Below are 25993 nucleotides of genomic sequence, written 5' to 3' on the forward strand. Positions count from 1 at the left end.
GATTTTTATTGTTCTTGAATTGCTTCAGGTTTTCTTCCCACTTTCTCCTGCAACCACTGGAAGAGGATAAACAGAATCGGAATAATGAAAACTCCTATCACCGTTCCAACCAGAAGACCTCCCACTGCTCCTGTACCTATGGATCTGTTTCCGGCAGCTCCAATTCCGGAGGCAAAAACCAGCGGAAGTAGACCAACAATGAACGCAAAAGACGTCATAAGGATGGGGCGCAGCCGAGCTTTTGCAGCTCCCATGGCCGAATCAACTATAGAATTTCCTGCAGTCCGTCTTTGTATTCCAAATTCCACTATCAAAATGGCATTTTTGGCAAGTAAACCAAGAAGCATGATAAGCGCGATCTGGAAATAGATGTTGTTCTCCAGGCCGCTTAGAGCAGTGGTGACATAAGCTCCCATCACGCCTATTGGTAAGGAGAACAGCACTGCTAACGGCAGCAGGTAACTTTCATACTGTGCGGCCAGAATAAAGAACACAAAAAGGATACTGAGCAGGAAGATAAAAGTCGTTTGATCTCCTGCGGAAATTTCTTCCCGCGTCAAACCCGAAAATCCTATATCAAAACCTTCCGGCAGGGATCCTGTTCCCACTTCCTGAACGGCCGCAATAGCATCTCCCGAAGAATAGCCTGGCGCTGCGGCCCCGTTCACACTGGCCGAATTGAACAGGTTAAATCTGGTGACAGACTGTGGCCCATAAACTCTGCTTAGAGTGACAAATTGTGTAATAGGTGCCATCTCCCCCTGAGCATTTCTTACGAAAATAGAATTAAGATCTTCTATTGAAGAACGATCTTCGGGAAGTGCCTGTACAAACACACGATATTGCTTTCCGAAGCGTGCAAAGTCGGCAGCGTAAACAGATCCTATATAGGTTTGAAGGGTCGAAAAGATGCTTCCAATATCTACCCCTGCCTCCTTGGCCTTCGGAATATTCAGGTCTATCTCATACTGCGGATAATTGGTGTTAAAGGAACTGTTGGCATAAAGGATCTCAGGCCTTGCAGAAAGATCTGCCAGATAGTTCCTGGTAGCGGCATCAAGATCTTCAAAGCTACCGCCGGTACGGTCGAGTACCTTCATCTCAAAACCCGATGATGCTCCAAATCCGGGAACACTTGGGGGCTGAAAAAAGAGAATATTTGCATCGCTTATACCGGCAGCTGTAGCAAAGAATTTTCCGGTGATCTCTTCGGCAGACATGCCTTCTCCGGTTCGCTCATCCCAGTCGTCCAGCCTTATAAATCCAATCCCATAATTACTTCCGGCACCACCTAAAAAGCTGAATCCATTAACGAAGGAAGCTACATCTACCCCGGGAATTTGCTGTATTCTTCGGCTTAATTCCGAAGTGACCTCGACAGTTCTATCGAGAGAGGCCCCGGCAGGAAGTTCAATATTGGCAAAGATCATCCCGCGGTCTTCATCGGGAACAAACCCGGTAGGAGTGGTAGAAGAAGCCCAGAAAATGGCTCCTACTGCGGCAACGATTATTACTCCGGTGATCCACTTGTGTCTGTAAAGGAAAGAGACCGATCTTAGATATTTCGCTGTGGTTGCTTCAAAAGCCACATTAAAGGCCGAAAAGAAGCGCTTCAAAAAGCCCTTTTTCTTGGCTACCTTTTCTTCATGAGGTTTCAGAAACAGAGCACAGAGTGCCGGACTAAGAGTTAAAGCATTAATGGCCGAAATCGCGATCGCAACCATTAAAGTTACCCCGAATTGCTCGTAAAAAACTCCCGTAGGCCCTGTAATAAAAGTAACCGGAATAAAAACGGCACCCATGACCAGAGTAATGGAAACAATTGCCCCTGCGATTTCTTCCATGGCAGAATGCGTGGCTTTTTTCGCATTTTCAACACCCTGTTCCAGCTTGGCGTGTACTGCTTCCACAACCACTATCGCGTCATCCACCACAATACCAATTGCGAGGACAAGCGCAAAGAGGGTAAGCAGGTTGATAGAATACCCGAAGAGGTTGAGAAAGAAAAAAGTTCCGATTATGGACACGGGTACTGCAATGGCGGGAATCAGGGTAGATCTGAAATCCTGGAGGAAAACAAAAACCACCAGGAACACCAGCAGAAAGGCTTCAAAAATGGTAAGAACTACTTTATTTATGGAGGCATTCAGGAATTCGTTGGTGTCAAAATTGATCCGCACTTCGAGTCCGGTAGGGAAATTCTTTTCGAGCTCTTCAAGCTTTTCATGAACATTTTCAATGATCTCCTGGGCATTGGAACCGGGCGTTTGGTAAACACCCATACTTACACCCGGCTTATTGTTGGTGAAACCAATCACACTATAGCCCTGGGCATCGAGTTCCACCTGGGCCACGTCTTCAAGTCTTAAGAACTTCCCGTTGCCGAGAGCTTTAATGACTATGTTGCGGTAATCTTCTTCGGTGTTATAGCGGCCGCTGTAGCGAATTACATATTCAAAGGCTTCGGCATTATTCTGGCCGAGAGAACCTGCCGCGGCTTCCTGGCTCTGCTCGTTGACAGCGCCAATTACGTCTGAAGGAATAAGATTGTATGCCGCCATTTTTTCGGGCTGTAACCAGATCCTCATTGCATAGGTCTTGGCTCCAAACACGTTCACATCTCCAACGCCGTTAATCCTTTTAAGTTCGGGGATGACATTGATGTTGAGGTAATTCTGAATAAAGGTCGCATCATAGGCCACATTTTCAGAAATTACAGTAAAGAACATCAGGGCGCTGGTTTGCTGTTTTTGGGTGGTAACCCCACTTTGAGTTACTTCTCTTGGCAACAGCGGCGTAGCCCTGGCAACCCTGTTCTGGACGTTTACCGCAGCGATATCTGGATCCACACCCTGATCAAAGAAAACCTGAATGCTGGCACTTCCATTATTACTCGCCGTTGAGGTAATATAATCCATTCCCTCCACTCCATTGATCTGTTCTTCGATGGGAATGATCACACTTTCGAGTACTGTAGAGGCGTTGGCTCCGGGATAGTTTGCCGACACCTGCACCGTAGGTGGAGCGATATCGGGATACTGAGTTACTGGCAAAGTGGTAATGGCCAGGATCCCCAACATTACTATTACAATGGAGACTACCGTCGATAAAACGGGTCTCTCAATAAAGGTCTTAAGCATTCTTCTTTTTTATTTAAAGATTGGTTTAATGGAAGTGGCAATACTGTCAAAAGGTATGGGTTGAGGAATGATTGGAGTATTGTTCCGAAGCTTTCCAACTCCCTGGGCAACAATCCTGTCTCCGGGTTTAATTCCTTCTTTGACAACAATAAGGTTTTGCACACGATCTACTACCTCGATTGGAACAGAAACTGCAAGACTGTCCCCCTGAACTCCGTAAACATAAACTCTTCCCTGTTGCTCAAAAGAAGCAGATTCGGGGACTACGGGAAAATTCTCATAGGTTCTGGGGATTCTTATCCTTCCGCTATTACCACTGGCAAGAATGTTATTTGGATTTGGGAACATAGCCCTAAAACCTACTGTTCCTGTTGTGGGATCAATTTGGCCGGTTACCGTCTGGATCTCTCCCGTTTCTGAATAGATCTGGTCATTCACCAGCTGCAGCTGCACCGGCGGAAAGTTGTCTATTTTTTCTGAAAGATTTTCTCCTTCGGCATTTTGAATGAAGTTCAGGTAATCCCTTTCGTTCATGGAAAAGAAGGCATAGACTTCATCAATATCTGAAACAGTGGTCAATGGAGTAGGGTCACCGGGACTAACCAAAGCTCCCTCTCTAAAGTTGATCGCGCCAACATAACCATCCACCGGACTTTTAATAGTAGCATATCCTATACTGGCGGCAATGCTACTGTAACCGGCTTTAGCCTGCTCTAATCTGGCTTTTGCTGTTTCCAGTTGTACGGGGCTTATTATTCCCTTTTCGACTAGCGGCTTCAGCTTATCAACTTCTACCTGGGCTGCATTCACGTTGGCTTTTGCAGCACCCGCATCCTGGGAAAGAGATTCAGTTTCTAATTTGAAAAGTGTTTGTCCTTTTCTGACCTTTTCACCTTCATCCACCAGCACTTGGGTAATATATCCCGGCACCTTGGCTCTTACTGCACTGTTCACAGTTCCCTCTATGCTTACCGGATAAGAGGTGTAACCTGTCACTGTTCTCTGTGGAACTTCGATCACCGGCAAGGGGGTTGCAGCTGTCTGCTGCTGTGCCTGCTCATTGTCCTGGCAGGAAATTGCCAGGAGAGCAGTTATGAAAAGTCCTAAAAATGTAGATTTTGTCATGTCTTAGTTATGTGCTTATTTATTTCTTGATATATATTTAGACTTGAATTTTCTAACAGCGTTTGATGTCTCTTCCAAAAAAGTCAAAAAATCATCCTGAAACTCCAGGTCAAACTGAAATTCCCCGGTTTCTTCGGCTCTTTTGTTGCACTGCTGTTTGTACTCCCTGATCTTTAAATGCAGTTTTTTTTCATTCTCCCATTTATTCAGCAATTCATCCATCACGTTCAACACGAGGTTGGGATCTATGATGAAGTATCGCTTGCGATCGCCGGGTTTGGTGAAATATTTCACCCGTTTTGTATTTTGTAGATGATCGAGGTGGGTGGAAACAGTACTCTTGCCGGCCTGTAGATTACAAACCAGTTCATCAAAGGTCACCCCTTTTTTCCCGGAAAGAATAAGCGTAGCCATAATGCGCGCTGCAAGAGGCGCCAAATTATCTTTCTCCAGGTGAACCCCCAGCTCTTCAATAAGATTCTTCTTCTGAACATCCAGGTCCATAGTAATTTTTTATTAGGAAGCTGCAAAAGTACAGGTTAGTTCGGAAACCTCCGAACTAAGGGAACCATAAAGTTTTGTTAATGCTTTAAATAAAAAAACCGCCTAAAAGGCGGTTTTGATTATCCTTTAAATTTTATTCTATTCTTCCCCATAGATCCCGATCTCCAGTTCTCCTTCACGATTCATTTTAGCGCGATACATCCCGGAGGTGTTGAATTCCATGGCAACATTTCCCTTGTTGTCGATGGCGATGATACCGCCGTTTCCTCCAAGTTCCATGTTTTTCTTCTGGATCACCTCCTCTGCAGCTTCCTGCAGGGACAGGCCTTTGTATTCCATAAGCGCAGAGATATCATAAGCCACTACTCCCCGAATGAAAAACTCTCCCCATCCTGTACCCGAAATAGCAGCAGTTTTATTGTTTGCGTAAGTTCCCGCACCAATTACCGGAACATCGCCTACACGTCCCCATCTTTTATTGGTCATTCCTCCCGTTGAGGTTCCCGCAGCAAGATTTCCGTGTTTATCTAATGCGGCAGCACCTACGGTTCCATACTTGGAATCCTTAATAAAAGGATCCAAAAATGCGGTTTTTTGATCATGGTCCAGTTGTGTTTTTTCTGAATCCTTTATACGCTGAAGTCCGCGAAAACGGTTTTCGGTGTAGAAATATTCAGGATCCACGATTTCCATCCCCTGCTCTTCAGCAAAGGTTTCGGCTCCTTTTCCAATCATCATGACATGTTCAGAATTGTTCATAACTGCTATAGCGAGATCAATTGGATTTTTCACAGTGGTAACCCCCGCAACTGCGCCGGCATTAAGAGTTTTTCCATCCATGACCGCAGCATCGAGTTCGTTGGTCTCGGCATTGGTAAAAACGGCTCCTTTTCCGGCATTGAAAAGTGGTGAATTCTCCATAATGTTAATAGCCTCTTCAATGGCTTCAATTGAGGTTCCTCCCCGCTCAAGTACTGCGTGGCCGGCTCTCACTGCTTCTTCAAGCTTGGCTCGATATTCTTTTTCAAGGGAATCGGACATGTTTTCTTTCAGAATAGTTCCGGCGCCACCGTGGATGACAATTCCGTAGTTGGGAAGAGAGTCTCTTTTTTCTGAAACTGCTTCAGAAGTTTCAACACCGGCTGAATTTTCTTCAGCAGAATTATTACAGGCTAAGGTGCCAAAAAGGGCAAAAACAAGAAGTATTTTTTTCATGATCTGGATTTTTCAGCAGGAAAGTTATGAAAAAAGGGTGGTTTCGCAGTCTTAGCTGTTCCAGAAGTCTTGTTCAGGAAAAGATTGCGTAATTTTAAATTTCAAAAAAACAAAAAGATGCCAATATCTAAACCTTTTAATCTTAATAAGTGGATAGAACAAAATCGCGACCTGCTTAAACCGCCTGTTGCCAACAAAAGCATCTATCCCGCGGCTGAAGATTATATTGTAATGGTCGTAGGTGGTCCCAATTCGAGGAAAGATTACCATTACAACGAAACCGAAGAGCTTTTTTATCAACTGGAAGGGCAAATAAAAGTCCATGTACAGGAAGATGGTCAAAAACGAACTTTTGAGCTGGGGCCCGGGGATATGTACCTGCATCCTGCAAAGGTGCCGCATTCGCCCGAGCGAACTGCAGGTTCTGTAGGGCTTGTAGTGGAGCGAAAAAGAACAGATATTGACGCAAAAGACGGCTTGCTCTGGTTCTGTGAGAACTGCAATAACAAGTTGTATGAGGTTTATTTTCCGTTACATGATATTGAAAATGATTTTCAAAAACATTTTGAGCATTTCTATAACAGCAAAGAGCTGCGTACCTGTAACAACTGTGGGACAGTGATGGAAAAGCCCCAGGGATAGTTCGAGGCTTTCCCTCCTAAATTTTTTATATTCGCAAATATCCAAACAAATTCATATTAAAACAACAACCAGAATGAGCGCAATTGCTGAAAAATTCGGAATAAATCAAGCTTTAAAGGATCTCGGTCTTAATGTGGACCAGGTGAATAATGGTACTTCTACCGGAAATGAATGGTTCGCTTCGGGAGAGGTGATAGAATCATATTCTCCTGTTGACGGAGCTTTAATCGGAAAAGTAAAAGCTACAACAGAAGAAGACTACAATAGGGTCATAGAAACTGCACAGGCGGCCTTCAAGACCTGGAGAACCATGCCATCGCCTCAAAGAGGGGAGATAGTGCGTAAGTTCAATGATGAATTGCGGAGGTTGAAAGAACCATTAGGAAAACTGGTCTCTTACGAGATGGGAAAATCTTATCAGGAAGGTCTTGGAGAGGTACAGGAGATGATCGATATCTGTGACTTTGCTGTAGGTTTAAGCCGGCAGTTACACGGCCTCACCATGCATTCTGAACGTCCCGGCCACCGTATGTATGAGCAGTATCATCCATTAGGAGTGGTGGGAGTGATCTCTGCTTTCAACTTTCCTGTAGCTGTTTGGTCCTGGAATACAGCACTTGCGTGGGTATGCGGGGATGTATGTGTGTGGAAAGGTTCTGAAAAGACGCCACTAACATCTGTTGCGTGTCAGAATATTGCTGCACGTGTTTTCGCTGAAAATGATCTTCCGGAAGGTATTTCCTGTTTGATTACCGGCGACTACCGGGTAGGTGAAATGCTGACTAAAGATGAGCGGGTGCCACTAATCTCGGCCACCGGATCTATTAGAATGGGAAAAATTGTTGCCCAGGCCGTAGCGGCACGATTAGGAAAATCGCTGCTTGAATTAGGCGGAAATAATGCCATTATTGTAACGCCAGATGCCAACATAAAAAATACAGTGATAGGAGCTGTTTTTGGAGCTGTGGGTACTTGCGGACAACGTTGTACTTCTACCAGAAGGCTTATAGTTCACGAAGATGTTTACGACCAGGTGAAGAACGCAATTGTTGATGCTTATAAGCAGTTGCGTATTGGGAATCCGCTGGACGAGAACAACCACGTGGGCCCTCTTATTGATAAAGATGCAGTAAAGAATTACCAGGCTGCTTTGGATAAGGTTGTTGAAGAAGGTGGAAAGATCATTGTGGAAGGTGGCGTCCTAAAAGGCGAAGGCTATGAAAGCGGATGCTACGTAAAACCTGCGATTGCTGAAGCTGAGAATCATTATGAGATTGTACAGCACGAGACTTTTGCACCTGTTCTTTATCTCATGAAATACAGCGGAGATCTTGAAAATGCAATAGCTCTTCAAAATGGAGTTAAACAGGGACTTTCCTCGGCGATCATGACAAACAATCTGCGGGAAGCGGAAAGATTCCTTTCTGTTGAAGGATCTGACTGCGGAATTGCCAATGTAAATATTGGAACTTCGGGCGCTGAGATTGGCGGAGCCTTTGGTGGTGAAAAGGAAACCGGAGGTGGAAGGGAATCCGGGTCTGATGCCTGGAAGATCTACATGCGTCGCCAAACCAACACGATCAATTATACCACAGAGCTGCCACTGGCACAGGGGATCAAGTTTGATTTGTAAGAGCTTAACACTTAAAATAAAAAAGAGGCTGTCTTTTCGGACAGCCTCTTTATTTTGCATTTTTGGAACCTTACTTTAGCGCAGGTTCTCTTTCAGTTTTTACCGGGTAATCTAAATATCCTTCTTTTCCGGGGGTGTAGAAGGTTTTTTCATTCCATTCTGTTAGTTCAACGCCCTGTTCAAAGCGTTCTACCAGGTCGGGGTTTGAAACGTAAGGCTTTCCAAAGGCTACGAGATCGGCATTGCCTGCTTCCAGGATGGCATTTCCGCTTTCCTGGTCAAAGTTGGTGTTGATAATGATCGTGCCTTTATACATTGGTCTGTAACGTTTTGCAATCTCAGTTTCAGCAAAAGGAAGATCGGAAACATCATTAAAAGGTTCAGAAAGATGAAGATAAGCCAGATTGTAATCATTCAGCTTCTTAATGATGTAATCAAAAGTAGGAATGGTCTCTTCATCCATAGTCATTCCGAAGATCCCGTTCAGGGAAGGGTTAAAGCGCAGGCCAATTTTCTTTTCGGGCATTACTTCTTTAATGGCGTCAATCACTTCAAAAAGGATCCTTGCACGATTTTCAATGCTGCCACCATACTCATCGGTTCGCTGATTGGAGGTTCCATTAAAGAACTGGTGGAGTAAGTAACCGTTTGAAGAATGAATTTCCACCCCGTCAAAACCGGCTTTCATGGCGTTTGCAGCGGCTTGCTTGAAATCCTGCACGGTAGATTTTATTTCCTCCACACTCATTTCTTTTGGGGTTACCGTGTCTTTCAAACCTTCAGCAGTAAAAGATTTCTCATTCGGGTTAATAGCTGAAGGTGCCACGGGTAAATTTCCGTTGTGAAAATCGGGGTGAGACATACGTCCCACATGCCATAACTGGATAAATATCTTTCCGTCTGCTTCATGTACCTTATCGGTGACTTCTTTCCAGCCTTGAATTTGTTCTTCAGAATGGATCCCAGGGGTATTAATATATCCAACTGCCTGCTTGGAGATTTGAGCACCTTCAGTAATGATGAGCCCGGCGCTGGCCCGTTGTTTATAGTACTCCCCCTGAAGTTCTCCCGTAGGTTTATTTTCAGCGTTTGCGGCCCGGCTTCGGGTCATGGGTGCCATTACCACGCGGTTCTTCAGGTTTAAATTTCCTTTATTGTAGGGTTGTAATAGTGCTTGTTCGTTATTCATATCTATAGTTTATTTATCTCATAATGAGGTTAATCCTCGTGACTGTAAAGGTAATAAAGGCATAGCGGGTTAGAATTGATGTATGTCAAAGGAAAGGGTTAAAGTATGTTAAGTTATAGTCATGTGGCGCACACGAGCCAAAGACCACTTCTTTTAAAGTGACAGATTCTTTATCTTAGAAGAAACTAAACCAACTACTCAAATGAAAAGAATTTTTACACTCTTGTTGTTTATAAGCCTTATTTTCTCTTGTGTACCCGAAGATCATGTGCTGGAAATAGAGATCGTGAACAACACCGGCCAACCCGTTAGGGATTTAATGCTGAGTACAGCCGAAAACAGGGTGAGTTTTAAAGCAGATAATCTTCCTGCAGGACAGGACATTGAGCACACCATGCAGGTCAAGGAGAGTTTTGCTGATGGTCAATACACCTTCAGGTTCACCAGAAGCAATGGAAAGGAAGAATCGGCTACGGGAAGCTATATGGAAGAGGGAGAAGGAGCACTCAAGAAAACCCTTGTTTTTGATATCCGGGAGGAAGGGGTGAATGTAGAGCATAAGGTTTTGGAAACAGAATAATTCTTTTTCCGGTTTCCCTGTTATGCTCTTACCCTTAGTTAAAGGCCAAAGATCTATACCTCTTAAAAAGGCCGTTATAGACAAAAGAATTTTTCACCTGGATCTGGTCTCTTTTATCTTTAATGATTTTCCATGGGTGGAGTACAAGTAATTTGGAAATCATTTCGGCAGGCATTCCGTTACTCTTCCTTGTGATCCTCAAATCTTTCTCCTGTCCGCAGTTTTAGAGTTCAGAAAAGAAAGGCAATTTTAAGGCTAATCTTTAAAGAAATCTGAAGCCTTTGTGGTAAACCTGGAAAGCACAGCCAGCTTTTTCCTGGTATTGATGAAGTAAACACCCGTAAGCAGAACAGCTGCAGCAATAGCCGATTGGGTTGTGATCTGTTCCTCCAGGAAATACCAGCCAAGAAGCATTGCAATTACCGGATTTACATAGGTGGAAGTAGCCACTTTTTCGGGAGAAACCACCTTCAGCAGGTAATTGAAAGCCGTAAAAGCCACAATGCTTCCGAAGATGATCAACAACAGCATTGACCATTGGACAGGGGTACTCCAGGTAAAAGGATCACTCCACGGCTCGTTAAATAAAAAGCTTGAGATGCCGAGGATGATTCCGGCAGTAAACATCTGGTAACCTGTGTTCACAAAATGATTGGTGGGCAAATTGGCCTTTCCAACGAACAAACTTCCGTAGGACCAGCTAAGAAGACAGGTAAAGATCATTAAGACCCCTAAAATGGAATTTTCTGAAGAGGTTACCTGCTTTTGACTCACCAGTAAATAGATTCCGATCAACCCCAGCACCACTCCTACCATTGACATTGGCAGAATCCTTTTTCCTTCAAAGATGCGCATGAACAGTAAAACCACGAGAGGTTGTGCAGAAATGACCAAAGCAGCAAATCCACTGTCAACAAACCTGAGAGCCCAGACCACTACGCCATTTCCAAAAGCCAGGAACAGAAAACCGGCGATTACGGTGTTCCAGAACTGTCTTCGGGTGAGCCGGAGGCTTTTCCCCAAGACCCGGCTGATTCCAAAGATCAGTAATCCTGCAGTCACAAATCTAATAGAAGCCAGCATGAACGGAGGTAATTCGGTCACCGCCACCTTGTTCAGCAGGTAGGTAGAGCCCCAGATCACGTAGATCGAGAAAAAAGCGAGGATGATAAAAAGCGGATTTTTCGATTGGCCCATGCTGAAATATTGCTGTGCAAACTTAGCAATAAATCGGCTGCGACTGTTCTTCCCGAATGTGACATAAATCCTAAATTTTGTAACTTAAAGGAAACCAATGAGGGCTGAAAAAATGCGTAGAAACCTGCTGTTCTATTTTTTGATGCTGGTCGGTTATTTCTGCTTCGCCCAGAATTCCATGGAAAGAAAAAGGGTCAAGTTATTCTTAGCAGGAGATGTTATGACAGGTCGGGGAATCGATCAGACTTTGAAAGTTTCTGTAGAGCCGGTACTGTATGAGCCGTTTGTGCGGGATGCGCGGGATTACCTTTTTCTGGCAGAACGGGAGAATGGGGAGTTGGAGCTACCCTTGAGCTATAGATATATTTGGGGAGATGCCTTAAAAGTCTGGAAGCAGCGTAATCCTCACCTTAAATTGATAAATCTTGAAACCAGTATCACGATCCATGATGAACCCTGGCCGCATAAAGGAATTCATTACCGTATGCACCCAAAAAATGTTGGACTTCTTACTGTGGCCGGTATTGATCACTGCAGTCTTGCTAATAACCATGTGCTGGACTGGGGGAGAAAAGGCCTTGCCGAAACTCTGAACACCCTGGAGGAGGCAAAAATAGCATTTTCGGGTGCCGGTAAAGATGAAGAGAGAGCTAAGGAGCCGGCGGTATTTCATGTTGAAGGAACACGGGTGCTGGTTTACTCGTACGGCTCACTCGGCAGCGGAATTCCTAATAGCTGGGCTGCCAAAAATGACAGATCGGGAGTAAATTTTTTACCTGGCTTTGATGAGCAACAGATCCGGGAGATCCAAAAGCATATCTCTTCGGATAAAAAGAAGGGAGATATAGTCATTTTCTCTGTTCACTGGGGGCCTAATTGGGGATATGATGTTCCTTCTGTCCACCGAAGGTTTGCTCACGCACTCATAGAAAAAGCCGGTGTAGATGTCATTTTTGGACATTCTTCTCATCATCCCATGGGTATGGAAGTCTATAAGAACAAGTTGATAATATATGGAGCAGGGGATTTCATTAACGACTATGAAGGCATAAGCGGAAATGAGAAATACAGAGGTGAGCTTTCCCTCATGTATTTTCCTGAACTAGATCCCGAGTCTGGAGATCTTGTAAAATTGGAGATGGTGCCCATGCAGATAAGGAGATTTAGTTTAGGTCGGGCTTCAAAAAAAGACGCAGCCTGGCTTCAGGAGGTATTGCATAGGGAAAGTCAGAAATTCGGGGTGGGAATAGATCTCAAAAATGGCATTTTGGAGACTCGTTTTTAACATCAGCTGTTTAATCTTGCTACTAATTAAGATTTAGAGGTGTTTTTATCTCTTAATTTTTTTAAATTTAGGAATACCTTTTTCTTCACCTTTAAATTGAATGACTAATGAAAAAGCTGTCACTTCTGAACATTCTAACCTTTGTAGCTATTCTTTTTTCCACATTAGAAACTGAAGCCTGCACAACTTTCTGCATTAAGAACGGGGAACGCATTGTCTTTGGTAGAAATTTTGATTTTCCTGTTGGTCATGGCCATGTCCTCATAAATAAAAAGAACGTACGAAAAGTTGCTATGGTTCGGCCGCCGGAAAAGGCTTTGGAATGGACTTCCAGGTATGGTAGCGTGAGCTTTAATCAACAGGGTCGTGAATTTCCTTATGGAGGAATAAATGAAAAAGGATTGGTCCTGGAACAAATGGCGCTCAATGAATCGATTTATCCTGAAATTGATGAAAGATCCGGACTTACCGAATTACAGTGGATCCAATACCACCTGGACAATTCTGCCAATGTGCAGGAAGTAATTGCCTCTAAAGATTTTCTAAGGATCTCTCCTCAATCTGTCGCTAAACTACATTTTCTTGTAGCCGATAAAATGGGCAATGTGGCAACCATCGAGTACATCGAAGGTAAGATGGTAGTACATCAAGGAGAGTCCTTAAAGGTAGCGGTTTTGGCAAACGACACCTATGAAAGAAGTACCGAATACCTTCAGAATTTTTCAGGCTTTGGCGGGAATGATCCCATACCTTTTTCCACTGCCCCTCTTGACCGGTTTGTCAATGCCGCAAATGGTCTGCAGGAGTATTCCGGAGAAAATCTTATAGAATATTCTTTTGAAATCCTGGACCGCGTGAGGCAGGAGGATTCCACTACTCAATGGAGCATAGTTTACGATCTCACCAATCTGGAAATATATTTCCAGACCCAAAGGAATCCTGAAATTAGAAAACTATCACTCGAAAACTTCAGTTTTGATTGTGCTTCAGGAAGCCAGTATGTGAATATCCATGAATCACCTATACAGGGCAAAATACAATTCAGGCCTTTTTCTTACGAGGAAAATGAAGCTCTTATAAACAGGGTCTGGGATGAGGTCGAATTCCTGGCTCCCATTCCGGTTGAGGTGCGCAAGGTATACGCAGATTATCCTCTAAGCCTGGTGTGCGAAGAGAGGAAGATCTAAACAAACAAAGTCGCTCGAAAGTAAAAAAATGCGTCCTGCATTTATTTCAGGATCTCAACTTACTGCAATAACAAGAAAAAGCTGAAACAGGTTCCAGCTTGAGGTATTTCTTTTTTAGGAGCGTCTCGATTTTATAGAGTCCCGTTTGCACTTACCCATGCAAACTGGTGAGGGTCTTGTGGTACTTTAATTCTCTCAGCGATCCTGGTCATGCGGTCCGGAAGCTTCATGAGATAGTCCCTTGCTTTTTCAGCCCGGTCTGTAAGTGCAGTCACTTTATCTATTTCCCAGAACTCATTAAGTTTCTGTAAAATTTCAATGTAGTCCTGCGTTGTATACACCCCAAGTCTTTGCGCAGCATTCGAGAAGTTCTCAAAAGCTTCTCCAATACCCTGTCCACTTTCCCTGATAAACTGTGCCGGCATAACGATCTTTTTCTTCATCATATCCTCAAAAGCAAGCATCATTTCACTTGGATCGTATTCGAAAATCGTTTTTACGAATTCCCTGTATGCCAGGTGGTGTCTCATCTCATCCCCGGCGATGATATTACACATCTTTGCCAACATCTTATTACCTTTCTTTCGCGCCAGCTGTCCCACTCTTTTGTGAGAGATATTTGTTGCCAGTTCCTGGAAACTGGTATAAACAAAATTGCGATAGGGATCCCTGCCGGTTCCAATGTCGAATCCATCATTAATAAGGTACTGAGTTGTTTTTTCGACCTCTCTCATATTCACTCTTCCCGATAAATAAAGATATTTATTCAAGGTATCGCCGTGGCGGTTCTCCTCCCCCGTCCAGTGACGTATCCATTTGGCCCAGCCATTCTGTAAACCTTTTTGTTGACCATGTTGCTCAACCCCTTCCATGTCCATAAGCCAGGATTCGTAGGTAGGCAGAGCTTCTTCAGTAACCATATCGGCCACCAGTACAACCCAGAAATCATATCCGAGTTCTTTGGCCTCCTCCCGTATTCGGGTGACTTCTTCAAAAAAGCCTTCGTCCTGAGAATTTGGTAAGAGATCTGTAGGCTGCCATATATCTTCAACGGGAATAAGATATTTTTCCACGAATTCATCAATAGACTTCTCTACTGTCTTCATTACTTCTAATCGAATATTCTCTAAGGCCATAAAAATTGTTTAATGTTTTGGGTTCAATAACCGCACCAATAAAATGTTTGGTAATCGACAAAGATAAGAAGTTAATTTCTGAGGGATTTAAAAATATTCTTAATTTCTGCCCGACTCATTGGGGTACAGGCTGTGCACAGGCTCGCTCTGGACCAAAGCTCCCGAATTTACATCCAGCATCGAGAGTTTCCCCATAAAAGCTGCACCCGTATCCACGTTGCAAACATTCGCAAACCTGGCAGGTTTGTCTCTGCCAATGCGCGTTACGGGAGTATGACCAATGTAGATCTCTTTGAACAGGGCCAATCGCTTGGGATATTCTGTGTCTCCCGGTTGAAGATCGGGATTTATGCACATGGCCATTTCCCACAGGGTGCGATCCCAGTAGAAAGGCGTGGGAGTGTATTCTTCCTGAGGGCCTTTTTGGTTCGTAAAGCCGGCGTGGACAAATAGCCGGTTCTCCTTGTCTATGTAGTAATTCACCATTTGGTCAAAAAAAGCGATATGTTCCTCCTTTTCCTTATTGGAAAACTGCCTGTAGGCATCAATACTGGATTGGCCTCCATGTTGCAGCCACTGGTCATTTAACTCTCCGCTTTTGAGCCATCTATGAGTGAGGTCATCGTGGTTTCCCCGAAGAAAAATGCAGGTATTTTGTTTGGCAAATTCAATAAGATAAGAGACAACATTAGCCGAATCGCTCCAGCCATCTACATAATCCCCTAAGAAGATGATCTTATCATCTGGGGTTACTGCTGCTCTTTCCAGGACCTGCAAGAGGGCTTTAAGTCCGCCGTGTATATCACCAATTACCAGAGTTCTTCCCATCTTAATTGTATTTTACTTTTCTCAGGATCCTCAAACTATCTTTATACTGTTGATAGATCCTTGGGTCATATCTTTTTAATTCTTCTTTTGCATCTTCAAGCTTTTCCAGAGCTTCACTGAAACCATTGAAATGACAAAGCAGATACGTTGCCGGCAAATTATAGAGATCTTTTTCTTCGGCTGCATTCAGCCTCAAGTTATGCTGGAGCTTGTTGACCAGGGCAATATTGGAGTTATAAATGTGGTATAGCGTTTTCTTTTCGAATTGAGGAGGTTCAAACAGCATATTGGTTTTGATGTCGTAGGTCGCATTGTCTTTAAAGTAGATCTTTACTTCCTCAAGGGGATAATATTTGAACTTATCATGCAGCCCTAGCCTTACATACTCAAGTATCGAAAAAACTTCATCAGAATAGTCAATGCTTACCTCGTCAAGTTCAGAATAAAACAATTTCACCTGTTCATTTACAAGCTCAATGTCTACCCTGGAATAATAGGTGTTTTCGTTAAGTTCCTTTTTCTTTCCGCTCCAGCAAACCACAAAATACTCTTTAAACACCTTGTAAGTAGGATCGAACTTTTCATGTTTTTGCATGAAGTCAAAAACTCCGTCCAGGGTATGGGCTATGTTGTTCTGTGAGTGTGCTTCAATAGATGCCACCACCTCACTGTTCTCACCCTGGGTTCCGCGAACAAATTCTGAAGCTATGCTAATGCTTCCCTCTCTGTAAAATACACTTCCGGAAGCATACTTCCAGATGCCCTTTTTGAGAGAGCATATTCTCCCACTGTTTGGCTGAATTGTCACGAGCCCCACCACAAGCTCGTCGGGCAAATGAGGAAAGGGAATGTTCTCATAGGAAACCAGCGGCGGATTCTGCAGATATGCATTTACCAGGTTCTGGATCTTGCTGTCATCGAAAAAATCTACCCCTTTGATTTCATTATCGGCGTCTTCAACGCCAATTACCATGAATGAGCGATTTGAAGGATTGGAATTTGCGAGGGCACAAATGTGTTTTAAAAATTTGGCTTTGCCTTCTTTTTCATTCAGGTTAAGCTGCCTTTTTTTATCGTAAAAGCCGTTTTCGCTGTTGTGCGCCAGCAGGTTTTTGATAAGAAGCCGCTTATTGATCATTGCTGTTACTCCTTATTCACAATTGTAGAGCTCGCTTGTGCTGTAGGTAATACCATTAGGTCAGCAATATTGACATGAGAAGGCCGTGTGACCATAAAAACAACAATATCGGCAATATCTTCGGCTTTTAGCGGTTGATAGCCCTGGTACACCGAATTCGCTTTTTCAGAATCGCCTTTGAACCGAACTTCACTAAAATTCGTCTCTACCAGCCCCGGATTAATAGCTCCAACACGTACACCGGTGCCGTTGAGATCTATGCGCATTCCTTTGTTGATGGCATCTACTGCATGTTTGCTGGCACTGTACACATTCCCGTTTGGATAGACCTCCTTCCCGGCAATAGACCCTATGTTGATGATGTGGCCTGCCTTCCTTTCCACCATTTGAGGAATGATCTCGCGACTCACGTACAGCAATCCTTTGACATTAATATCGATCATTGCATCCCAGTCATCCACATTCCCGGTTTGGATAGGGTCGAGACCATGGGCATTACCTGCATTATTGATCAGCACATCTATTTTCTTGAATTCCTGCGGAAGGTTTTGAATTGCTCCTTTCACCTTTTCTTTATCTCTTACATCAAACTGAAGAATTTGAACTTCAGTTTTGTCCTGCAGCTTATCCTTTAATTCCTGAAGGGCTTCAACTCTTCTCCCGCAAATTACAAGGCGGTAACCCGATGCTGCAAGAGCAATGGCTATTGCTTTTCCAATTCCGCTGCTGGCTCCGGTTACTAAGGCTGTCTTACTCATAGGTGTCAAAAATGTGTTTTTTTAAAGTTTTTCCGGAAGCTTCTTAAAATCTTCCTCGATTAATTTGGTGTGAAAAGCCTTGACGGCTGAATCTATTACCGCTTCAGAATTTCCATCGATCACGGGGTGAAAATGTCCTTTGTGGTGCAGGAGCCAGCTAAACAGCAACTCCTTTGGCCTTACTTGATATTTATCGGCCAATTTTTTTACCTCTTCGTGATCATTTTCCCAGTTTCCGCTCTCCAGGATCAACATTTGAGTTGTTTCTTCTGGCCCCTCTTTGGCTAAGGTAAGAGTTTTTACCGCCGCAGGTGAAAATGAAAAGGTAGAGAGAGTAGCGCTAGCCGGAAAATCCTTTATAAACCTGGTTTGATCCCCCGGTTTGCCTTCCAGGATCCCTATTTCTACAATTTTTCCACGAGCTCTGAGTCTTTGAATTGTGGAGAGCAGGATATTTGCCTGCAGCCCAAAATCCAAGAACAGGAGATCAAGATAATCTGTGTCCAGAAACTGAAGGATTTCTTCGACCTGTACCACAATGTCATCCTCATCCCCGTAGGAACCCAGGCGGGCAATGAACTGGATCTCATCCCTGCTCAAGCCGCTTTCACTAAAAGCTGTTCCCAAACTGTGGTCGTAGGAACCTTTTTGAGTGTTAATTAGGAAACTGGTAATATCCTTTTCTATACAGTGTTGAAAAAGCTGGATTTTTGAACCCTTGGATTCAGAACTCCATTGTGAAGGATCCTGAATTATCCGGGAATATGAATTTCTTTGCCTCATGATTTAAAAGTAAGGAACTCCTGCATTTTAGCACGGAAATGCTGCTGTTAAAGGAACAGCGGTGATAGTTAAAAAGAGTTAAACTTCATTTATCGATAAATTAAAACCTTTGGTCGGGCGTTATCCTCTTTAAACCTAAAACAATCGTTTATGAAAAAGTATCATTTATTTGTATTTCTTTTTGCCCTTATGTCGGGCCTTGTTAGTTGTAGTTCAGATGACTCTTCCGGATCTGAGGATTCTGCGAGAGTTGCTGTAAGGCTTACCGATGCGCCCGGGGACTACAAGCACGTTTTTGTTGAAGTGGAAGATGTGATGATCAAAACCACTGCCGAAGGCGGCGAAGAAGAAGGCTGGGTAAGTTTGGAAGGAGTGAATACAGGAGTGATCGACCTACTTAGTCTAACCGGCGGTGTGACAGAATTACTGGTAGACACAGAAATCGAAGCGGGTTATATGCATCAAATACGTTTAGTTCTTGGTGATGATAACTCAATAGTTACGCATGCCCAACCTTCAGCTACTTATGATCTAAAAACACCCAGTGCTCAACAGTCTGGGCTAAAGATCATGGTTAATGAGGAACTGCAGGCAGGGGAAACCTATACTTTTATCCTGGATTTTGATGTTGATAAGTCGGTAGTTACCACAGGATCTGGGGATTTCAGCTTAAAACCTGTTATTCGCATGGCTATTGAAGAAGATACAGGAGCAATAGTTGGAAATGTGCATCCAAGTGAAGATTCTGTTCTGGTTACTGCGCAGAGTGGTTCTATGTATGCCTCTGCATATACAGATGCCGATGGAGATTTCATGATCCACGGTCTGCCTGCAGGAACGTACAAGGTGACTGCAACTCCTGTTGCAGGACTGGGATTACAGGCTTTCGTGAAAAGCAATGTGACAGTTGGCGCCGGAGAAACTGTAACTCTTGAGGACATATTCCTTGTGGAGGTAGACTAACCTATAGGCAGTTTTACAAATTTTAGAGCAGCGGTATCCCGCTGCTCTTTGTTTTAACAAAATTTTAAGATACTTTGGTTGAATATTTGCTGAGGTTGCGCCGTTGACCTTAGATAAGTATCTTCACAATCCTAAAATTTTGTTTACATGCAGGAAAATAACAGTTCGATAGACATTGCCAGTATCAATGAGAAGATAGAACGCGAGAGCGCTTTTGTTGATGTGCTGAGTTCAGAAATGAAAAAGGTCATTGTTGGCCAGAAACACATGGTTGAACGTTTATTGATCGGATTGCTCGGTCAGGGGCACATCCTGCTCGAAGGAGTTCCGGGGCTGGCAAAAACTTTGGCTATTAATACTCTTTCTCAGGCTGTACATGGATCTTTCAGCCGTATTCAATTTACACCCGATCTACTTCCGGCAGATGTTATTGGTACCCTTATCTATAACATGAAGCTGAACGATTTCAGTATCAAGAAAGGACCTATTTTCGCCAATTTCGTGCTTGCCGATGAGATCAACAGGGCTCCTGCCAAAGTGCAGTCAGCTTTACTGGAAGCTATGCAGGAAAAGCAGGTAACCATAGGAGAAGAAACTTTTGTGCTGGACAGACCATTCCTTGTAATGGCTACCCAGAACCCGGTGGAGCAGGAAGGAACTTATCCTCTGCCTGAAGCTCAGGTCGACCGTTTTATGCTCAAGACTGTCATCAAATATCCTGAAATGGCCGATGAGCAAATGATCATCCGCTCCAATTTGAAAGGTAGCTTCGAAAAGGTAAATCCCGTAGTAAGCCTGGAACAGATCGCCAGAGCTCAGCAGGCTGTTCGCGAGGTTTATATGGATGAAAAGATCGAAAAATATATTCTTGATATAGTTTTTGCAACGCGTTTCCCCGAGAAATACAGGCTGGAAAATCTTAAGCCGCTTATCAATTTTGGAGCTTCTCCAAGGGGAAGTATTAACCTGGCAACTGCTGCCAAATGTTATGCCTTCATTAAGCGTCGCGGTTATGTAGTGCCCGAAGATGTTCGTGCCGTGGTACATGATGTATTGCGTCACAGAATTGGAATTACCTACGAAGCCGAAGCCGAAAATGTGACTTCTGAAGATATCATCAACAAGATCGTTAACGAGATCGAAGTACCATAACAATGTACAATTATCAATTAGCAATTATCAGCTATAGCTGGTGGTTGTGACCAAATTGATCATTGTTAATTGTTTATTGTTAATTGAAGAATGGATACTAAGGAGTTACTCAAAAAAGTACGGAAAATAGAGATCAAGACCCGCCGGTTAAGTGACCACATCTTTGGCGGGGAATATCACTCTACGTTCAAAGGTCGCGGGATGACCTTTAGTGAGGTGCGCCAGTATCAGTTTGGAGATGATGTAAGGAACATTGACTGGAACGTGACTGCCCGCTATTCTGAGCCTTTTGTGAAAGTGTTCGAAGAAGAGCGCGAGCTTACCATGATGCTGGTAGTCGATGTTTCCGGCTCGGGACTTTTTGGAACCCGCAACGGCTTTAAGCAGGACATCATCACAGAAATTGCCGCTACTCTGGCATTTTCGGCAACCCAGAACAATGATAAGATTGGGCTCATCCTTTTTTCAGATGTAATTGAACTTTATATTCCGCCGAAGAAAGGTCGCTCCCACGTACTGCGCATCATTCGGGAATTACTGGAATTTCAGCCGAAGAGTCAGAAGACCGATCTGGAAAACGCGCTGAGTTATCTTTCCCGGGTCATGAAGAAGAAAGCAATTGTTTTTGTGCTTTCAGATTTTATTGCTGAAGATTACCAGCGAACCCTGAAGATCACCAGCGGCCGACACGATGTGACCGGGATTAGAGTCTATGACGAACGCGAGGAGGAGATTCCCAATCTTGGAATGGTAGCCATGCAGGATGAAGAGACAGGAAGAAGGATCATGGTCGATACTTCGTCCAGGGCGGTGCGGCGCAATTATTCAAAATACTACCGGGAAAGGGTGGATTATTTTTCTGAAAGCTTTAGAAGAAGCGGAGCCGGAAGCCTTAGTACCCGTGTGGACGAAAGTTATGTGAAAAAATTACTGGGTTATTTCAAGGCCAGATAAAGAATAATGATGAAGAAAAGTTTACGGCAGAATAGCATTTTTGAGACCTCAGAAAACAGAGTTTCTCTTTCGTGTATGCTGATATTTTTTCTGCTGTTCAATATTTTCAAGTCTGAAGCTCAGGAAGCATCGGCTTCAGTAGATACAACAACAATTAAAATAGGCGAACAGATCACGTATAAACTGGCAGTTGAAGCCGGAAGGGACGATCTGGTGGTTTTTCCGGAAGGGCAGACTTTTTCTCCGCTGGAGATGATCGAAGCCTACGCTATTGATACCAGCGAGATAAGCAACAGGTATCGTCTTACCAGAAAATATGCTTTAACGCAATTCGATTCTGGTCACTATACAATTCCGAGGCAGCGCGTGATCATTAACAGCAGGGATTTCTTTACAGATTCCATTCCGGTTGTGGTCAACGACGTGGTGGTAGATACTACAAAGCAGAAAATGTTTCCCATAAAACCTGCTGTTGAGGTGCCGCCGGCTTTTAGTTTTCCCGACTGGTTGTGGTGGTTGCTGGGCGTTATTCTTCTGGCAGTTGTTGTATACCTGCTGTACAGGAGCAGGAAGAAAAGAAAAGAGGCTGCAAAACAGCTTCCGCCATACGAACGGGCTCTTTTTGAGTTAAAACAATTGGATGATTCTCATCTTTTGGAGCAAAGGGAGCTAAAGGAGTACTACTCCCAGCTTTCTGCTGCAGTAAGAAGATACCTTGATGGAGAGATCTATGACCACGCGCTCGAAAGCACCACAAATGAATTGATCGCATATCTCGAAGCTGAAAGGGACAGAGGAAGACTTAAGTTGGAAAATACAACCATTAGCCGATTAAAGGAGATCCTGGAACGTGCAGATCTTGCCAAGTTCGCCAATTCGAGACCAGATGTTCTTACCGCCAGGGAAGATCGCAGCAGTGTTGAAAATGTCATCAAGGACACCAAAGCGTCCATCCCGCAGCCTACAGAAGAAGAGCTGTTAAGGGATCAGGAATATAGGGAAAGACTGGAGCGAAAAAAGAAGGTCAAAAAGATCATTTTTGGAATAGTAGCAGTGATCCTGCTCATAAGTGCAGGCACGGCATATGTGATCTCCACCCGTGGTGTTGAATATTTTACTGAAACATATTTGGGTAGTACTACAAAGGAGATGTTGGAGAGTGAATGGATCTCCAGTGAATACGGAACTCCGCCGGTCACCATTGCCACACCCGATGTTCTTGTTAGGGATGTTACCGACACTACCGGAATTGCTGCAGGCAAGGAAACCTTTAATTACGGAAGCCTGGAAAGCGATCTCTTCATGAGTATAAATACCCGCCCTGTAGCAGGAGAATTCAACCTGGAATCGGCGGTGGAGGAAGTATATGCTTACCTGGAACAAAAAGGAGCAAGAAACATCATTACCAAACAGGAAGAGTTCAGCACGATCAATGGTGCCAAAGGCTTGAAAATTTTTGGAACCATGACCTTCCAAAAAAGTGAAAAATCCAAACCTGTCTCCAAGGAATATTCTATTCTGAACTTTGGAATGGGGGAAGGTTACCAGCAGGTCGTAATGATCTACAATGAAGAAGACAGGTATGCCGATGAGATCGCCCAGCGCATCACCACATCGGTTGAACTTATAAATAAAGCCGAATAATGTTCGAGAGATTTGTTTTTGAAGATCCGCAGTTCTTTTGGTTATTGCTGCTTTTGCCGCTCGCCCTGGGCTGGTATGTATGGAAGCGTCACCGGCAAACCGCAGAGCTCAGGATCTCGAGCATTAAAGGGTTTGAAGCCAAACCGGGATTGCTTGGAAGATTCCGGCCTGTACTTTTTGTGTTGAGGTTACTGGTAATGGCGCTGGTGATTACAGCACTGGCAAGGCCGCGTACCGTAGACGTCTCCTCGCGTACGAGCAGCAATTTTGGAATTGATATTGCCATGGCTATAGATATTTCGGCCAGTATGCTCGCCAGGGATCTGGATCCTAACAGATTGGAGGCTACAAAAGCAGTGGCGGCCGATTTTGTTAAGAACCGCCCGGCCGATCGTATTGGGCTGGTAGTATATGCGGGCGAAAGTTTTACACAAACCCCAATTACCAGCGACAAGAGCATAGTTCTTAGTGCCCTGGAAGATATTGAGTACAACAGTATGCTGGAGAACGGAACAGCAATAGGAATGGGCTTGGCTACAGCCGTGAACCGACTTAAAGACAGTGAAGCCGAAAGTAAAGTGATCATACTTTTAACAGACGGAATGAACAACGCCGGATTCATTGATCCCAAGATCGCAAGTGAGCTGGCAGTGGAATTTGGCATAAAAGTTTATACCATTGGAGTGGGAAGTAATGGCACGGCCTTATCGCCAATTGCTATTTTGCCAAATGGGAATTTCCAGTATGGAAGAGTGCCGGTGGAGATCGATGAAGCACTTTTAAAAGAAATATCAGAAGTTACGGGTGGCAAGTATTTTAGAGCAACAGATAACCGAAGCCTGGAGGAGATCTATGCCGAGATAGATGAGCTCGAAAAGACCGAAATAGAAGAATTCAGGTTCTATAATTATGAAGAGAAATTCCGCCCGTTAGTATTGTTGGCAGGTTTTCTGTTACTAATTGAAGTACTGCTTCGTTTTACCATTTTTAGAAGCTTTGTTTAAAACACTAGAAAATGTTTTTGTTAGAAGATAAAACTTATTTGTGGTTGTTGATTGGGATACCTGTCATTGTACTGTTGTATCTCATGGTCATCTTTTGGCAAAAAAGAACTCAGAGAAAATTTGCCGACAAGGAACTTCTTGATAAGCTGAGCCCTAACCGCTCCACGGGAAAACAGGTGATGAAGATCATTCTGCTCTGTTTGGCTATTGCCAGTTTTGTCATAGCTCTGGTTAATCCGCAGTTTGGCACAAAATTGGAAACTGTGAAAAGGGAAGGAGTCGATGTGGTTTTTGCCATAGATGTTTCCAAGAGTATGCTGGCCGAAGATATTGCGCCAAACCGGCTCGAAAAATCCAAGCAGTTGGTCACCCAGATCATCAATAACCTGGCAAGTGACAGGGTAGGAATAATTGCCTATGCAGGAAGCGCTTTTCCGCAGCTGCCGATCACTACAGATTATGCGGCGGCAAAAATGTTCCTGCAAAACATGAATACAGACATGCTTTCCTCGCAGGGGACTGCCATTAAGGAGGCAATTGAAATGTCAAAAACCTACTTCAATGATGATGAACAGACAAACCGGGTCCTGTTCCTGATTAGTGATGGAGAAGACCACGAGGGGAATATTGAAGAGATTGCTGAAGAAGCTGCACGCCAGGGAATAAGGATTGTCACCATTGGTGTAGGTACTCCAAAAGGTGGTCCTATACCCATTAAGAGGAATGGAGTTATTCAGAATTATAAAAAGGACAATCAGGGGGAAACAGTGATCACCCGTCTCGATGAAGAGACTTTAAAGGAGATCGCCAGTGCAGCCAACGGGAGATATGTGGATGGAAGGGTGACCTCTCAGGTCGTGGAAGAAGTGACAGAGATCCTTCAGAATATGGACAAAAAGGAGTTCGAATCTCAACAAATAGCCGAATACAAGAGCCAGTTCCAGTGGTTCTTAGGCTTGGGATTACTATTTTTACTTCTTGATGTTCTCTTACTGGAAAGACAGACAGCCTGGTTAAAAAGGTTAAATTTGTTCAATGAAAAAAGAAGCTGATGATGAAAAGGACATTTAAACAATACCTGCCAAAAATGGCATTTTTCGGTATCCTTTTTTCTCTTCCTTTTTTTGCTGAAGCGCAGGAAGCGCCGGATGCCGGAACAAAAGCAGCAAAAAAGTATATGCAGGAGGCCGAAGCCGCCCTGGCCGATAATGACATGGCTACTGCTGAAGCTTTCTACCGAAAGGCTATAGCAAAAGATCCTTCAAATGCTGAAGCCAAGTACAACCTGGGAAATCTATACTACAATAAAGAAATTACCAGCCAGGCTTTGGAGCGACACCGTGGTGCTGCAGCTACGGCTGAAGAAAAGCCTTTAAAACATGACGCCTACCACAACCAGGGGAACGCTTACATGAAGCAAAAGAAATATAGTGAAGCTGTTGAGGCTTATAAACAGTCCTTGCGGAATAACCCTAAGGATGATGAAACCCGCTATAATCTGGCTCTGGCAAAAAAGATGCTGGAAGAGGAACAAAAGCAGGGCGGCGGCGGAGATAGCAAGGAAAAGGACCAGCAGGACCAGCAAAAGCAGCAGGACCAACAGGATCAACAGGACGGGGGAGGAGAGAAAGAACAAAGTGAAGACGGAAAGCCCGATGAGCAGGAGGGCGGCGATAAGAAAGAAGATGAAAACAAAGAAGGCGATCAAAAGAAAGATAATGCCGGCCAGCCCGATGATAAAGAACAGAAGAAACAAAAGCAGCCAAAAGAAGGAAAAGAGCCAAAACAGCCGCAACAAAGGTCCGGACAGCTTTCTCCTCAACAGGTAAAGAACCTGCTGGAAGCCATGGGGAATGAAGAAAAGAAAATTCAGGAAAAGATAAACGCTAAGAAAGCCAAAGGTGTTCCTGTGCAAACAGAAAAAGACTGGTAATTA

Annotated in this window: 23 protein-coding genes; 12 read left to right on the top strand and 11 right to left on the bottom strand. The window is 43.9% G+C overall.

The genetic code is table 11. From position 1 onward, the window contains the following. Positions 1-5: 5 nt before the first annotated feature. The 4 genes from VR862_RS03975 to VR862_RS03990 all read right to left on the bottom strand — a co-directional run bounded on the left by VR862_RS03975 (position 6) and on the right by VR862_RS03990 (position 5984). Positions 6-3140 carry an efflux RND transporter permease subunit gene (locus VR862_RS03975; protein WP_324719668.1) on the bottom strand — a complete coding sequence of 1045 codons (3135 nt, stop codon included), beginning with the start codon at positions 3138-3140 and terminating at the stop codon, positions 6-8. A 9-nt stretch (positions 3141-3149) separates the two neighbouring features. After that, a complete protein-coding gene (locus VR862_RS03980) occupies positions 3150-4265 on the bottom strand; it encodes an efflux RND transporter periplasmic adaptor subunit (protein WP_324719669.1) in 1116 nt (371 codons plus the stop codon). A 15-nt stretch (positions 4266-4280) separates the two neighbouring features. After that, the gene (locus VR862_RS03985) at positions 4281-4769 is read right to left on the bottom strand and encodes a GbsR/MarR family transcriptional regulator (protein ID WP_324719670.1); all 489 of its coding nucleotides are present in this window, start codon (positions 4767-4769) and stop codon (positions 4281-4283) included. Between the two features lie 138 nt (positions 4770-4907). After that, a complete protein-coding gene (locus VR862_RS03990; protein WP_324719671.1) occupies positions 4908-5984 on the bottom strand; it encodes an isoaspartyl peptidase/L-asparaginase family protein in 1077 nt (358 codons plus the stop codon). Positions 5985-6101: 117 nt separating this feature from the next. Between VR862_RS03990 and VR862_RS03995 the strand changes: the two genes are divergently transcribed. Both VR862_RS03995 and amaB read left to right on the top strand, forming a co-directional pair. After that, entirely contained in the window at positions 6102-6626 is a 525-nt protein-coding gene (locus VR862_RS03995) for a 3-hydroxyanthranilate 3,4-dioxygenase (protein ID WP_324719672.1), read from the top strand. Positions 6627-6699: 73 nt separating this feature from the next. Beyond that, positions 6700-8259 carry an L-piperidine-6-carboxylate dehydrogenase gene (gene amaB, locus VR862_RS04000; RefSeq protein ID WP_324719673.1) on the top strand — a complete coding sequence of 520 codons (1560 nt, stop codon included), beginning with the start codon at positions 6700-6702 and terminating at the stop codon, positions 8257-8259. Positions 8260-8329: 70 nt separating this feature from the next. On the opposite strand, the gene VR862_RS04005 is transcribed toward amaB, so the two are convergent. After that, a complete protein-coding gene (locus VR862_RS04005) occupies positions 8330-9448 on the bottom strand; it encodes an alkene reductase (protein ID WP_324719674.1) in 1119 nt (372 codons plus the stop codon). 202 nt (positions 9449-9650) lie between these two features. Here VR862_RS04005 and VR862_RS04010 point away from each other — a divergent pair, with 202 nt between their 5' ends. Next, positions 9651-10028 carry a hypothetical protein gene (locus tag VR862_RS04010; RefSeq protein WP_324719675.1) on the top strand — a complete coding sequence of 126 codons (378 nt, stop codon included), beginning with the start codon at positions 9651-9653 and terminating at the stop codon, positions 10026-10028. A gap of 255 nt (positions 10029-10283) precedes the next feature. On the opposite strand, the gene VR862_RS04015 is transcribed toward VR862_RS04010, so the two are convergent. Continuing rightward, complete coding sequence (locus VR862_RS04015; RefSeq protein WP_324719676.1) at positions 10284-11225, bottom strand: EamA family transporter; 942 nt, start codon at positions 11223-11225, stop codon at positions 10284-10286. A 97-nt stretch (positions 11226-11322) separates the two neighbouring features. On the opposite strand from VR862_RS04015, the gene VR862_RS04020 reads away from it, so the two are divergent. After that, positions 11323-12510, top strand: a complete 1188-nt coding sequence (locus tag VR862_RS04020) for a CapA family protein (protein ID WP_324719677.1) — start codon at positions 11323-11325, stop codon at positions 12508-12510. Positions 12511-12617: 107 nt separating this feature from the next. Then, complete coding sequence (locus VR862_RS04025; RefSeq protein ID WP_324719678.1) at positions 12618-13697, top strand: linear amide C-N hydrolase; 1080 nt, start codon at positions 12618-12620, stop codon at positions 13695-13697. 131 nt (positions 13698-13828) lie between these two features. Here VR862_RS04025 and VR862_RS04030 read toward each other — a convergent pair whose 3' ends face one another. From VR862_RS04030 to VR862_RS04050, 5 genes are all read right to left on the bottom strand, one after another. Further along, the gene (locus tag VR862_RS04030; protein ID WP_324719679.1) at positions 13829-14833 is read right to left on the bottom strand and encodes an acyl-ACP desaturase; all 1005 of its coding nucleotides are present in this window, start codon (positions 14831-14833) and stop codon (positions 13829-13831) included. Positions 14834-14932: 99 nt separating this feature from the next. Continuing rightward, on the bottom strand, positions 14933-15661 hold the full coding sequence (locus tag VR862_RS04035; RefSeq protein WP_324719680.1) for a metallophosphoesterase family protein: 729 nt from the start codon (positions 15659-15661) through the stop codon (positions 14933-14935). A 1-nt stretch (position 15662) separates the two neighbouring features. Next, a complete protein-coding gene (locus VR862_RS04040) occupies positions 15663-16799 on the bottom strand; it encodes an ATP-binding protein (protein WP_324719681.1) in 1137 nt (378 codons plus the stop codon). 5 nt (positions 16800-16804) lie between these two features. Beyond that, on the bottom strand, positions 16805-17557 hold the full coding sequence (locus tag VR862_RS04045; protein ID WP_324719682.1) for an SDR family NAD(P)-dependent oxidoreductase: 753 nt from the start codon (positions 17555-17557) through the stop codon (positions 16805-16807). A 21-nt stretch (positions 17558-17578) separates the two neighbouring features. Continuing rightward, positions 17579-18340, bottom strand: a complete 762-nt coding sequence (locus tag VR862_RS04050) for a hypothetical protein (RefSeq protein ID WP_324719683.1) — start codon at positions 18338-18340, stop codon at positions 17579-17581. Between the two features lie 150 nt (positions 18341-18490). On the opposite strand from VR862_RS04050, the gene VR862_RS04055 reads away from it, so the two are divergent. The 7 genes from VR862_RS04055 to VR862_RS04085 all read left to right on the top strand — a co-directional run bounded on the left by VR862_RS04055 (position 18491) and on the right by VR862_RS04085 (position 25990). Continuing rightward, positions 18491-19303, top strand: a complete 813-nt coding sequence (locus tag VR862_RS04055) for a DUF4382 domain-containing protein (protein WP_324719684.1) — start codon at positions 18491-18493, stop codon at positions 19301-19303. A gap of 147 nt (positions 19304-19450) precedes the next feature. Beyond that, positions 19451-20455 (top strand): AAA family ATPase, encoded by a 1005-nt coding sequence (locus VR862_RS04060; protein WP_324719685.1) that lies wholly within the window; start codon positions 19451-19453, stop codon positions 20453-20455. Positions 20456-20545: 90 nt separating this feature from the next. Next, on the top strand, positions 20546-21409 hold the full coding sequence (locus VR862_RS04065) for a DUF58 domain-containing protein (RefSeq protein ID WP_324719686.1): 864 nt from the start codon (positions 20546-20548) through the stop codon (positions 21407-21409). Between the two features lie 6 nt (positions 21410-21415). After that, positions 21416-23053, top strand: coding sequence for a DUF4381 family protein (locus VR862_RS04070; protein ID WP_324719687.1), 1638 nt, complete (start codon positions 21416-21418; stop codon positions 23051-23053). Next, the gene (locus VR862_RS04075) at positions 23053-24057 is read left to right on the top strand and encodes a vWA domain-containing protein (protein WP_324719688.1); all 1005 of its coding nucleotides are present in this window, start codon (positions 23053-23055) and stop codon (positions 24055-24057) included. Before VR862_RS04070 ends, VR862_RS04075 begins: the two co-directional genes overlap by 1 nt. A gap of 11 nt (positions 24058-24068) precedes the next feature. Then, complete coding sequence (locus tag VR862_RS04080; protein ID WP_324719689.1) at positions 24069-25109, top strand: vWA domain-containing protein; 1041 nt, start codon at positions 24069-24071, stop codon at positions 25107-25109. Further along, complete coding sequence (locus tag VR862_RS04085) at positions 25109-25990, top strand: tetratricopeptide repeat protein (RefSeq protein WP_324719690.1); 882 nt, start codon at positions 25109-25111, stop codon at positions 25988-25990. The genes VR862_RS04080 and VR862_RS04085 overlap by 1 nt, the downstream gene beginning before the upstream one ends. Positions 25991-25993 lie beyond the last annotated feature (3 nt).

The sequence above is a fragment of the Salinimicrobium aquimaris genome, assembly GCF_035607535.1.
Classification (GTDB): Bacteria; Bacteroidota; Bacteroidia; order Flavobacteriales; family Flavobacteriaceae; genus Salinimicrobium.